Below are 11,409 nucleotides of genomic sequence, written 5' to 3'. Positions count from 1 at the left end.
ATAAGACGTTGTATGGAGGATGAATATGGATCTTGAGCAAATTAAAAAACTTCTAGATTTAGATGAAAAAACTAGGAAAGAAGTGGCGGCTGCCCATGAGGAAAAAAATCAACTTCTTGCCAAGATTGCCATAGAAGAACAACGTCTCTCTAAAGAAGTGTGGGATAAAGTTCATGTGACAATTGAACAGAAAGAAAAGGAAATGGTAAAAGAAGTGGCTGATGAAAAAAAACGGTTAGAAGGTCGTTTTAACAAAAATAAAGAAAAATTAGAAAAACAGTTTTCCAGTCATCGAGACGAATGGATCGAAATGCTAAGTAAGCGTGTGACTTCTTTGGAAGAATATCATGAATAGTTCCAGCAATGCCATTATGGCAAAAGTTCGATCGATGTATGGACATTCTTTTCAAGAAAAAGATTATCTGATGCTTTTACATAAAAAAACGAATCGGAAGTCGCCTCTTTTTTGCAGAATAGTGATCTTTTTCATGATTGCTTAATGGGGATCAATGTGAAAGCGATTCATCGGGGTCAATTGGAGGTTTTGATTCGGACAGAAATCTTTCATCGTATCAATAAACTGATTCGGTATATGGAAGGAAGTGGGAAACATCTTGTGCATAATTTGATTTCTAATACGGAAATTGAATTGATTATGATGAAAATACGGGCTTTGTCTTCAGGGAATTTAGTATTACGAGAAGATTTGATTACACATATACCGTTGTATGTATCACAATATAGCAGTTTTGATTTTATGGGTTTAAGTAACGTGTCAAATTTTGAAGAATTGTTAACTTTACTAAAGAAAACGGCTTATGTGTCAGTCTTAAAGTTATATGGTTCAAAACCCATTGAAGAGTTAGATTTTGTGACCTTGGAACATCGCTTACATGAGAAAATGGATGAAGAAACCATGTCTTATATTCGTCAATTTGGCAGTGAAGATACGCAAAGGAAGATGAATGAGATTCTAAGAATTGGTATTGAGTTGGAAAATATTCGAGTGATTTATCGTTTAAAGAAATATTTCCAAGTAAATCCTGAACAAATTCGTCCTTTATTGATGAAGCAAACAGCTTATATTTCTTGGACAAAGTTAATGGAATGGGTGGATCAGTTGACGGCGGATCAAATTTTAGAAAAGCTTCATCAAACCAGATATAAAAAATACATAGGGATGACTCACTTTCAATATATTGAACATTTTACAAAGAGAATTCAATATGAACTGAATCGGCATTTTATGTATCAGGAATCAAACCTGAATATCTTGATGTTTGCTTATATTCATTTAAGTGAAATTGAAATTCAAAATTTGATTGATATCATAGAAGCGGTTCATTATGGTATCAGTCAAGAGAAAACAAAGGCTCTGTTAATTTATTAGAAGAAGGTATTATGGCAATTGAAAAAATGAAATATGTGTCTCTTTCTTGTTCAAAAGGCCAGTTGAATAAGATGTTAGAGATAGTTGGAAAGAGTCAGTATATCCATCCCATTTTAGCCAGTCAATTGGTGGAAAATGAAGAGGGTGTTTTAATGAGTGGGGATAATCCTTATGATTCTTATGTTCAAGGGTTTCAAAATATTGGGCATATGGTTGGTTGTGTCTTACAGGAAAAAGAGCCAACAGGAGTTTATTCAGAAGAGGAAATTCAGGCTTATATCGCCGAGTTAAACCATGAATTCGGTTTAGATACCAATGGGGATCTGGAAACACTATCAGAGGATGATGAAAAGGCGTTAAGGGAAGTAGCACCATTAGGATTTGAAAGAATTAAGGAGGCACAGTACTTAAATTTCGGTTTAGGTCGGTTACCTTTAGATTCATACAAAAAGATTTCTCTTTACGCTGGGGAAAATTTTTCAATTCATAAATTACATAGCAATAATCAATACGTTTGGTTGATCTATGTGACCAGTGATGCTTATTTAATGAGAACGAAAAAAGTCCTTCATTCCTTGTTCTTTGAGCCGATCAAAATTCCTTCTTTTGACCGGGAAAAAAGGGTTCAAGACTGTCGCATGAAGATGATGGATGTATATTCTTATTGCTTAAAACAATCTTCTATCTTGAAACTATATCCTTATGTATTAAAAAAAGGGGATCGCTATGAATTGGCGGGTTTTGTCAAAGATAAGGAAGTTCAAAATTTCAAAGCTTTGTTAAAAGAAGTTTCTTGGGAAGAGAAAGATCCGATTCATGTTTCCATTCCTTGTCCAACGGTTCTACATAATCATTGGTTTACAAGGCCGTTTGAACTTTTTGTGGAAATGTATGGTTTGCCAAAATACGATGATTTTGACCCTACAGCATTTGTGGCGGTGACCTATTCTTTGATTTTTGGCATTATGTTTGGAGATTTAGGACAGGGCTTATTGTTGGCCTTGATGGGGTTCTTATTTGAAAAGAAAGGAAAGTTGTTTGGTATCATTGCTCGTGTTGGTGTGACTTCTTCTATCTTTGGTTTCTTATATGGATCCGTATTTGGTTTAGAAGAGGTTCTCAATCCAATTCATCAACAAATATTTAATGTTCGTGAAAAGCTGTTGGATGTGATGGATGGTTCTAATACCATGGGATTATTGATTGGGGCAGTGTTGATTGGGGCTAGTTTAATTCTGATCACCATGTTGATGAATATTTGGAATCATGTCCGTCATAAGAGATGGATCGAAGCGATTTTCTCACAAAATGGAGTCGCAGGATTTAGTTTCTATGGTTTTATTTTAGTCGCTATTGGTGCTCAAGTTTTATACCATGTCCGTCTAATGACACTTTCATGGATGATTCCGTTTGTGTATACACCATTGCTTTGTTTCTTGATGAAAGAGCGCTTTGAAGCGGTAGCGAACGGTCATTCTTTTAAACCAAGTGGGGGTTGGCTTAGTTATATGGTTCAAAATTTCTTTGAAGTGTTTGAAATCTTATTGAGTTTTGTGACTAATAGTTTATCGTATTTGCGGGTAGGCGGGTTTATTTTATCTCATGCCGGGATGATGTTGGTTGTGATCACTTTAATGAAAATGACCGGTTCAGGCGGCATGGTGGTATTTGTATTAGGTAATATCTTTGTGATGGGGTTGGAGGGTTTAATTGTAGGCATTCAAACCTTGCGCTTGGAATATTATGAAATGTTTTCTCGCTATTACACCGGTGGTGGCACAAAATTTATAGCATATAGCACAAAAAAGAGTGCAGAATAAGGAGGAGTGTATGTTATCGTTGAATCAAATTTTTTTACCATTTATGGCTGTTATTTTAATCGTTGGACCTTTATGGCTGATTGTTCGCCATGGAGTGAATCAAAAGAATGTGAAATCTAGAGTTTTGATGCAAGTGGCGATATTTGCCGGTGCTTTTTTAACAACGGTTCTTTTCCAGGCTAATCAATTTGCGTCTTTTGCTCAAGAAGCCACTCAATCTAGTAATAGTAATGCCGGTTTAGGCTTTATTGCGGCTGCTATTGCAGTGGCCGGTTCTTCTTTGGGTGCCGGCTGGGCGGTTGCCAGTGCAGCTCCAGCGGCTATTGGAGCTGTAAGTGAAGATGGAAATAACTTTGGTCGTGCCATTATCTTTGTTGCCCTTGGTGAAGGGGTAGCGATTTATGGTTTATTGATTTCCATTTTGATTATCAACAAACTTTAATTATGAGAGCCTATTGTATATCAGATAATGTGGATACCCAAACAGGATTACGACTAGCCGGTATTGAAGGCGTGGTATTACACGAAAAAGAAGAAATTTTGAAAACATTACAAGAAAAACAAAAGATCCATCCATTGCCATCATCTTTATGACAACGCATGCTATGAACGAAGTAGCGGATGTGGTTGCTAAATGGAAGATGGATTTGAAACAACCTTTGATTGTGGAAATTTCAGATCGTCATGGATCCGCAAAAATCAGTGAGAGAATCGACGGATATATTAGTTCGGCTATTGGCTTGAAATTATAGGAGGGATATGGAAGATTACGAAAAGAAAATCTTGAATGCGATTGAACAGGGTGTGAAATCAGAATCCCAAATGGTTTTAGATACATTAAGAAATGAAATTCATCAGATGCACGATGATACCTTATCACTTTATGAACAAAGTTTAAAACATGAAACAGAACATTATTTGGAAAAAGAATTAAATGATCTTCGAGTTTCTGTCGCCAATCAAAAATCACAAGTAAAGTTTGAGTATATGCGACGTTTATTGAACATGCGTGCTGAATACATTTCAGAAATGGTAGAGGAAGTTAAGGAAAGAATTCATGCTTTTGTAAAAAGTGAACGATATCAGGATTATTTAGTTCAAAATTTAAAAAAGGCTCCTATTTTAGAAAGTGGGTATTTCTGTGTTCGAGAAGAAGATAAAGCATTGTTTTTATCCCTTTTAGCAAAGAGAGGAATGAACCATGAAGTGTATACACAATACTTTCAGTTTGGAGGTTTTCGTTACATTGATATTGAACAAGGATTGGAATTTACTTGTGCATTAGCGGAACGTTTAGAAGAAAGTTTGGAGTGGTTTCATGGACATTCGGGCTTTATTTTAGAAAGAGGTGAATAATATGGCTGAAATTTATTCTATCAACGGGTCGGTTATTTCGGTCTTGGAAACACACTCTTTTAGTATGAAGGAAGTCGTTCGTGTTGGAAAAGAAGGTTTATTAGGAGAAGTCATTCGTATTGATGTAACCAAGACAATGATTCAGGTTTATGAATCCACAGTTGGTCTTCGTAAGGGAGATCCGGTCGTTGGTATGGGCAGTTTATTAAATGTGACATTGGGACCAGGTATTTTAGGAAATATCTTTGATGGTATTGAGCGTCCTTTGATGGCTATTCAAGCACAACAGGGTTCTTTCATTGTAGCGGGGGATCCGATTCCTGCCTTGAATGAGGAGAAAAAATGGGATGTTTCTATAGAAGTTCATGTAGGAGAACATGTGAATGAAGGAGATGTTTTTGCTAGATGTCCTGAGACTTCTTTGATTGAACATCGTTCTTTAGTGCCTATAGGAATGAGTGGAACGGTGGTTTGTGTGCAAGAAAATGGATTGTATACGGTTAAGGACACTATTATCGAGGTAAAATTGGATAAAAATGAAAAAATCATTCCGTTTACCTTAACACAGCAATGGCCGATTCGTACTCCCCGTCCGATCAGGAAAAGACAGAGAATTCAAGTTCCTTTGATCACAGGTCAACGTGTTATTGATACTTTATTTCCATTAGCTAAAGGTGGTTCAGCTGCGATTCCGGGTGGTTTTGGAGCTGGTAAGACGATGATGCAACATCAGATTGCTAAGTGGTGTGATGCGGATATTATTATTTATGTCGGTTGTGGTGAACGTGGGAATGAAATGACACAAGTTTTAGAAGAATTTTCACAATTGGTAGACCCTAAGAGCAATCAACCTTTATTAGATCGGACCTGTTTGATCGCCAATACATCAAATATGCCGGTGGCGGCTCGGGAAGCTTCTATTTATACAGGGGTAACGATTGCTGAATATTATCGTGATATGGGCTATCATGTGGCTTTAATGGCAGACAGCACCTCCCGTTGGGCAGAGGCTTTGCGGGAAATTTCCGGACGTTTAGAAGAAATGCCGGCGGAAGAAGGATTTCCGTCTTATCTTCCAAGTCGAATTGCACAATTTTATGAAAGAGCCGGTATGGTAGAAACGTTAAATGGTCAAAAAGGATCGGTTTCTTTGATCGGAGCTGTGTCTCCTCAAGGGGCTGATTTTTCAGAACCTGTGACCCAAAATACTCGTCGCTTTGTTCGCTGTTTTTGGGCTTTAGATAAAAATTTAGCGTATGCTCGTCACTATCCGGCAGTCAATTGGAGTGATTCTTACTCCGATTATATAGGAGAGTTAACGCCGTATTACAATCATGAAGTATCTCGTGATTTCTTAGATTTAAGAGAAGAAATACAACAAATTTTACACGAAGAAGGTAGATTGATGGAAATTGTGCGTTTGATTGGAGCGGATGTTTTACCGGATGATCAGAAGTTATTGTTAGAAATGGCTCGGGTGGTTCGCGTTGGTTATCTGCAACAAAATTCTTTCCACAAAGAAGATACTTATGTCCCGATGGAAAAACAATTGAAGATGTTACAAGTGATTCATGATTTGAATCAGGCATGTCTTCCTTTAGTGAAGAAACATATTCCTATGTCTTTGATTTTGAAGACAGGTATTTTTGAGGAAGTCATCAAAATAAAATATACAGTTTTAAATGACCACTTGGAAGTGCTGGATGATTTTAAAGATAAGATTCATGCTGCACTAGCAACGATACGATAGGAGGAATACCATGAGTATTCGAAAATTAGGATTATCTCAAATTCAAGGTTCTCTAGTCGCTTTAGATCATTGTGAAGGAGTATCCAATGAAGAAATGGTTCAGATTCAACTGAAGGATGGTCGTCGTCGCTCTGGTCGTGTGGTTCAAATTCAAGGTGATAAAGCCATTATTCAAGTTTTTGAAGGAACGGATGAATTTTCAAAGACGGATACTAAAACGAAATTCTTGGGTCATCCCATGGAGTTAGGGGTTTCAAAAGAAATTTTAGGACGTATTTTTAACGGATTAGGAGAACCGATAGATGATTTAGGACCGGTCTTTGTAAAAAACTATGAAGATGTGAACGGTAGACCTTTAAATCCGATTTCACGTCAATATCCTCGTCATTATATCAATACCGGCATCTCGGCTATTGATGGTTTAAATACGTTGATTCGAGGTCAAAAGTTGCCTATTTTTTCCGGTTTTGGATTACCTCATGATCAATTAGCGATTCAAATTGTTCGCCAAGCTCATTTAACAGGGGAAGATGCGGATAAATTTTGTATTGTATTTGGAGCGATGGGAGTTAAAAAAGATGTGGCGGACATTTTTCAAAAAGCTTTTGAAGAAACAGGGGTCATGGAAAAAGTCTGCATGTATTTAAATTTGGCTGATGATCCGATTTTAGAAAGAATGATGACACCGCGTGTAGCTTTAACCGCTGCTGAATATTTAGCCTTTGAAGAGCATCAAAATGTATTGGTTATTTTGACAGATATGACGTCTTATTGTGAAGCTGTCCGCGAGTTTTCTAGTACTTTAGGAGAAATTCCTTCTCGTAAAGGATATCCCGGCTATTTATATTCTGATTTGGCTTCACTTTATGAAAGAGCCGGTATCATTCAAGGAGGAAAAGGTTCCGTGACACAGATTCCGATTCTAACAATGCCAAATGATGATATTACTCACCCGGTTCCGGACTTAACGGGATATATCACAGAAGGACAGATTGTTTTGGATCGCGACTTATTCATGAATGGTATTCAACCTCCTATCGGGATTCTTTCTTCTTTATCTCGTTTGATGAAGGATGGTATTGGCGAAGGATATACTCGTAAAGATCATCAATCTGTCGCCAACCAATTATTCGCTTCGTATTCAAAAGTACAAGAAGCTCGTTCTTTAGCTTCGGTCATTGGAGAAGATGAATTATCCGAAACAGATCAGCTATATATGAAATTTGGTCGTCAGGTAGAAGAGGTCTTTATTGGTCAAAAAGGGGATGATCGATCGATCATTGAAACTTTAGATTTGGCTTGGGCTTTATTAGCCATCCTTCCAAAAGAAGCTTTAGATCGGTTGGATGATGATTTAATCAAGGAATATTATCATCCGCAAAGAGCTCAAAATGTGATTGATCTGGCGAGAAAGGGAGTGGTGTAATGCCTACTCAGATCCCGATGACAAAAGGAAACCTACTTCGTTTAAAACATTCGTATGATTTAGCGAAAAACGGGTATGATTTGATGGATCGCAAGCGAAATATTTTAATCAAGGAAATGATGGAGATGGTAGAAAAGGTCAAGGTACTTCGTAAGGAAATCACAGAAGCCTATCATCTTGGATATTATCTTCTTCAACAAGCCAATATGTCTTCAGGAATCATTCAGTCGATTGCAGAACAAGTAACGTTAGAAGAGGATGTGGAACTAACGTATCGTTCTGTCATGGGTGTTGAAATCCCAAATGTTCTATACACTCCAAAAGAAAACCGGGAAATTCCTTATGGTCTTCAAAATACTTCTTCGCGTATTGATGAAGCGTATTTACAGTTTCAAAAAATCAAAGAATTAAGTTATACCTTAGCAGAGGTAGATAATGCGGTCTATCGTTTGGCTTCTTCGATTGCTCAAACTCAAAAAAGGGCGAACGCTTTAAAAAATGTCGTTCTTCCTCGTTTATCTTCACAAATTCAACGCATTTCCGCCTCTTTGGAAGAAAAGGAAAGAGAAGAATTTTCTCGCTTGAAGGTGATTAAAGCACAAAAGGAAAAACAAGTTTTATGAAAGTTTTACTATACTTTGAAGGGCAAGATGCTTTGGCAAAGTCCGGAATTGGTCGGGCTCTTCAGCATCAAATGAAAGCTCTTAGTTCACAAGGAGTGGAGTATACCACTGATCCTTGGGCAGATGACTATGATATTTTACATATTAATACTTGGGGAATGAATTCAGATGCGATCATTCATCATGCTAAAAAAAGAGGAAAGAAAGTCATCTATCATGCCCATAGTACGATGGAAGATTTCCGTAATTCGTTTACTTTTTCCAATATGATTGCCCCATTTGTGAAGATTCGTTTGGTGGATTTGTACAAACAGGCTGATGCCATTATTACGCCCACTCCTTATTCGAAATCTTTGTTGGAAGGGTATGGATTAACACAAAAAATTTATGCGATTTCTAATGGGATTGATTTAAATCGCTATGCTTATGATAAACAAAAGATCCAATTATATCGTGATTATTTTTATATACAACCCAATCAAAAAGTAGTCATGGGAGTGGGATTGTTGTTTAAGCGAAAGGGTATTCTTGATTTTATTGAAGTGGCGAAACGATTGCCGGAATATACCTTCATTTGGTTTGGTGATATTTCTAAGCTGATTATTCCACCGGAAATTACTTTAGCTATTCAAGAGGCTCCTAAGAATTGTCTTTTTCCCGGTTATGTGAAAGGAGCGTTGATTGAAGGAGCGTATCATGATGCGGATTGTTTTTTCTTTCCTAGTTATGAAGAAACGGAAGGCATTGTAGTGCTAGAGGCGTTGGCTTCAAAACAATCAGTTCTTTTAAGAGATATTGGTTGTTATCATCCTTGGCTGAAGGATGGTCAAAATGCGTATTTAGCGAAAGATAATGGAGAGTTTATAGAAAAGCTTCAAGGTATTGTAGAACATCAATTGCCTGATCTTTCAGAACAAGGTTATTTGGTGGCTAAAGAAAGGCAAATCGAAAAAATCGGTGAACAATTAAAAGAAGTCTATGAATCCGTATGGAAGCAGTAAGATAACAATATCACGCATATTTTTGCCAGTGATATTGTTTTTTGTTGGAATATGATGATGAATTTGGATTAGAAATGAACTGGATAAGAGTAAAAAATGATACTAAAATGAAGAAGAGGCTATAGGGTAGAAAAAATGAAGCAACAAAGAGCGAACAAAGAAGAGGTGAAAAAAGAGATTGTCCCTTATGTGAAGAGGGAGTTTCTGTTCAACTCATAAAATAAATGATGTGGTGAAGATATATGAGGCACTTGGTAGAAAGTATAAGAATATTCATATAAAATTAGATCTTAATAAAGAAGGGTATCTACAGTTAACGATTCAGATCAAGGGTTGTTTGTTTTCGGAAACTATGCAGTATGAAGTTCGTGAAAAAGGTAAACGGAAGCGCGGACAGGATCCTTTATCGTGGATGGATGAGATAGAGGTGTGGAACGATACGATGTGATGGAGTCGTGAAAATATAAAATCATGTTTCAGTTTAAAAAAATAAGATCATGGGATAAAAATGATAGTGGAGATGGCTTGGGTATTGTATGAAATGGTTGAAAGGCAGGTATCAATGATGGAGATGAAGAAAAAAGTGATAGTAGGAGTGATTGTGATCATATCAGTTGTCTTGGGTATCTATAGTTATATTGTCTTGCCGGAAGTGGTGACAGTGCAGATAGATTTTTCAGGGAATCCATCTAATACATATCCTAAAATATTGGCTGTTGGATTACCTATCTTATTTTCAATCGGTGGTGGATTGGGCTACTATTTTTTTCAAGAAAAAAAGAATTATTTAATAGTTTCAATGATTGGAATTTTATTATTGATTGTCACTTTATTATTTAACAAGTAACAATCATAATGATCAAGATACGGGCGATAGAATGCGATATCGCTTTTTTTCTGGAGAAAGAAACATGGTTGAAATCATTATTTATAGCAGGTTGTTTTTTGGATATAGACCAACACGTGAAATGTTCAAAATAAGGAAAGGATAGTATAATGAACGTATGCTAAAATTTCTGAAAAAGCTGTTTAAAAATACGGTATTTAATATTTTTTTAGTTTTTGCGCTGACGGGTTTTGTGTTTTATATGACTTTAAAAGATCATTACCAAGATGTGATTAATCATTTAAAAGCCGCTAATCCTTGGATTTTATGGTTATTAGTGGTTTTATTGGTGTTAGAAAAGGCACTGTTAGGGAAGGGCTTGGCTTTAGAAGTACAAGCTAATTACAAAAACTATCATTTTAAAGAAGGTTTTGTGAATGCTTATATAGCGGGTCTTTTCAATAACATTACACCAGGAGCTTCAGGTGGACAGGTGGCTCAACTTTATGTTTTCCGTAAACAAGGTGTTTCTGTTTCCAGGGCTGTTGGTGTCCTTTGGCTTGATTTTATTGTTTATCAGGGAACCATGATTGCCGTTGTCTTGGCTTTATTACTCATGCGTTTTGGTTATTTTTATCGCACTTATTCTTCTTTTTTTGCGATTGTTTTAGGCGGATTTGCGATTGCCTTGGGGATTATTATGTTCTTGATTTTGTTGGCGAAATCTAAAAAGTTTTATACATGGCTCACAACTAAAGGAATCTATATAGGAGCTAAATTGCATCTGGTAAAGGATGTCAAAACTTCTTTGAGTCGTTTAGATAAGACTTTAGAGAATTTGGCTCAGGAAATCACGACGCTTCATCAAAATCATCGTTTGGTGTATCAATTAGTCAGTATTAATCTTATGCGCTTTTTAATTATTTATTCTGTTCCTGTTCTTTGTGCTTGGGCCTTACATATTCCATTCACTATGAAAACTATTTTAGATATGATAGCTTTGAGTTCTTTTGTGGCCATGGTGAATGCATTTTTACCTATGCCTGGAAGTAGTGGGGGAACAGAAGCAACCTTTGTATTGATGTTTTCCACTATTTTCACTTCAGCGCAAGCCACATCAATTATGATTTTATGGCGTTTATCAACTTTTTATTTAACTTTAATCATTGGAGCAATGGTGTTTTTTATTGTGAAAATGAAAACCGAATAGGAGGGGA

The 11,409-nt window shown here is 36.5% G+C and carries 11 protein-coding genes and 2 pseudogenes; all 13 read left to right on the top strand.

Annotated elements, in window-relative coordinates; genetic code table 11:
• Positions 1 to 25 precede the first annotated feature (25 nt).
• Positions 26 to 355: a hypothetical protein gene (locus tag HMPREF9013_RS06975; protein WP_006627687.1), complete on the top strand. Its 330-nt coding sequence runs from the start codon at positions 26 to 28 to the stop codon at positions 353 to 355.
• Between the two features lie 99 nt (positions 356 to 454).
• Positions 455 to 1,390 (top strand): annotated as a pseudogene (locus tag HMPREF9013_RS06970) (V-type ATPase subunit); the annotation flags it as partial.
• An 11-nt stretch (positions 1,391 to 1,401) separates the two neighbouring features.
• Positions 1,402 to 3,210 (top strand): V-type ATP synthase subunit I, encoded by a 1,809-nt coding sequence (locus tag HMPREF9013_RS06965; protein WP_006627684.1) that lies wholly within the window; start codon positions 1,402 to 1,404, stop codon positions 3,208 to 3,210.
• Between the two features lie 10 nt (positions 3,211 to 3,220).
• Positions 3,221 to 3,652 carry an ATP synthase subunit C gene (locus tag HMPREF9013_RS06960; RefSeq protein ID WP_006627683.1) on the top strand — a complete coding sequence of 144 codons (432 nt, stop codon included), beginning with the start codon at positions 3,221 to 3,223 and terminating at the stop codon, positions 3,650 to 3,652.
• Positions 3,653 to 3,654: 2 nt separating this feature from the next.
• Positions 3,655 to 3,962: pseudogene (locus tag HMPREF9013_RS07720) on the top strand (V-type ATP synthase subunit F).
• A gap of 7 nt (positions 3,963 to 3,969) precedes the next feature.
• The gene (locus HMPREF9013_RS06950; protein WP_006627680.1) at positions 3,970 to 4,566 is read left to right on the top strand and encodes a hypothetical protein; all 597 of its coding nucleotides are present in this window, start codon (positions 3,970 to 3,972) and stop codon (positions 4,564 to 4,566) included.
• A gap of 1 nt (position 4,567) precedes the next feature.
• The gene (locus HMPREF9013_RS06945; protein WP_006627679.1) at positions 4,568 to 6,316 is read left to right on the top strand and encodes a V-type ATP synthase subunit A; all 1,749 of its coding nucleotides are present in this window, start codon (positions 4,568 to 4,570) and stop codon (positions 6,314 to 6,316) included.
• 10 nt (positions 6,317 to 6,326) lie between these two features.
• Entirely contained in the window at positions 6,327 to 7,742 is a 1,416-nt protein-coding gene (locus tag HMPREF9013_RS06940) for a V-type ATP synthase subunit B (protein WP_006627678.1), read from the top strand.
• A complete protein-coding gene (locus HMPREF9013_RS06935) occupies positions 7,742 to 8,365 on the top strand; it encodes a V-type ATP synthase subunit D (protein ID WP_006627677.1) in 624 nt (207 codons plus the stop codon). Before HMPREF9013_RS06940 ends, HMPREF9013_RS06935 begins: the two co-directional genes overlap by 1 nt.
• Positions 8,362 to 9,366, top strand: a complete 1,005-nt coding sequence (locus HMPREF9013_RS06930; protein WP_006627676.1) for a glycosyltransferase family 4 protein — start codon at positions 8,362 to 8,364, stop codon at positions 9,364 to 9,366. Before HMPREF9013_RS06935 ends, HMPREF9013_RS06930 begins: the two co-directional genes overlap by 4 nt.
• Before the next feature lie 229 nt (positions 9,367 to 9,595).
• Positions 9,596 to 9,814 (top strand): hypothetical protein, encoded by a 219-nt coding sequence (locus HMPREF9013_RS06925; RefSeq protein WP_156780661.1) that lies wholly within the window; start codon positions 9,596 to 9,598, stop codon positions 9,812 to 9,814.
• 72 nt (positions 9,815 to 9,886) lie between these two features.
• The gene (locus HMPREF9013_RS06920) at positions 9,887 to 10,213 is read left to right on the top strand and encodes a DUF1648 domain-containing protein (protein WP_198002145.1); all 327 of its coding nucleotides are present in this window, start codon (positions 9,887 to 9,889) and stop codon (positions 10,211 to 10,213) included.
• Positions 10,214 to 10,370: 157 nt separating this feature from the next.
• Entirely contained in the window at positions 10,371 to 11,402 is a 1,032-nt protein-coding gene (locus HMPREF9013_RS06915; protein ID WP_006627673.1) for a lysylphosphatidylglycerol synthase transmembrane domain-containing protein, read from the top strand.
• Positions 11,403 to 11,409: the final 7 nt, after the last annotated feature.

It is taken from the genome of Bulleidia extructa W1219, from assembly GCF_000177375.1.
In the GTDB taxonomy this organism is placed as follows: domain Bacteria; phylum Bacillota_I; class Bacilli_A; order Erysipelotrichales; family Erysipelotrichaceae; genus Bulleidia; species Bulleidia extructa.
The sequence above is the reverse complement of the archived record's forward strand: the minus strand, read 5'-3'. Positions and strand labels throughout refer to the sequence as shown.

Excerpts from the sequence above, each read along its gene's own strand:
- HMPREF9013_RS06960 (WP_006627683.1), top strand. The coding sequence starts at position 3,221 with ATGTTATCGTTGAATCAAATTTTTTTACCATTTATGGCTGTTATTTTA.
- HMPREF9013_RS06940 (WP_006627678.1), top strand. The coding sequence starts at position 6,327 with ATGAGTATTCGAAAATTAGGATTATCTCAAATTCAAGGTTCTCTAGTC.
- HMPREF9013_RS06950 (WP_006627680.1), top strand. The coding sequence starts at position 3,970 with ATGGAAGATTACGAAAAGAAAATCTTGAATGCGATTGAACAGGGTGTG.
- HMPREF9013_RS06915 (WP_006627673.1), top strand. The coding sequence starts at position 10,371 with ATGCTAAAATTTCTGAAAAAGCTGTTTAAAAATACGGTATTTAATATT.
- HMPREF9013_RS06935 (WP_006627677.1), top strand. The coding sequence starts at position 7,742 with ATGCCTACTCAGATCCCGATGACAAAAGGAAACCTACTTCGTTTAAAA.
- HMPREF9013_RS06920 (WP_198002145.1), top strand. The coding sequence starts at position 9,887 with ATGGCTTGGGTATTGTATGAAATGGTTGAAAGGCAGGTATCAATGATG.
- HMPREF9013_RS06930 (WP_006627676.1), top strand. The coding sequence starts at position 8,362 with ATGAAAGTTTTACTATACTTTGAAGGGCAAGATGCTTTGGCAAAGTCC.
- HMPREF9013_RS06975 (WP_006627687.1), top strand. The coding sequence starts at position 26 with ATGGATCTTGAGCAAATTAAAAAACTTCTAGATTTAGATGAAAAAACT.
- HMPREF9013_RS06965 (WP_006627684.1), top strand. The coding sequence starts at position 1,402 with ATGGCAATTGAAAAAATGAAATATGTGTCTCTTTCTTGTTCAAAAGGC.
- HMPREF9013_RS06945 (WP_006627679.1), top strand. The coding sequence starts at position 4,568 with ATGGCTGAAATTTATTCTATCAACGGGTCGGTTATTTCGGTCTTGGAA.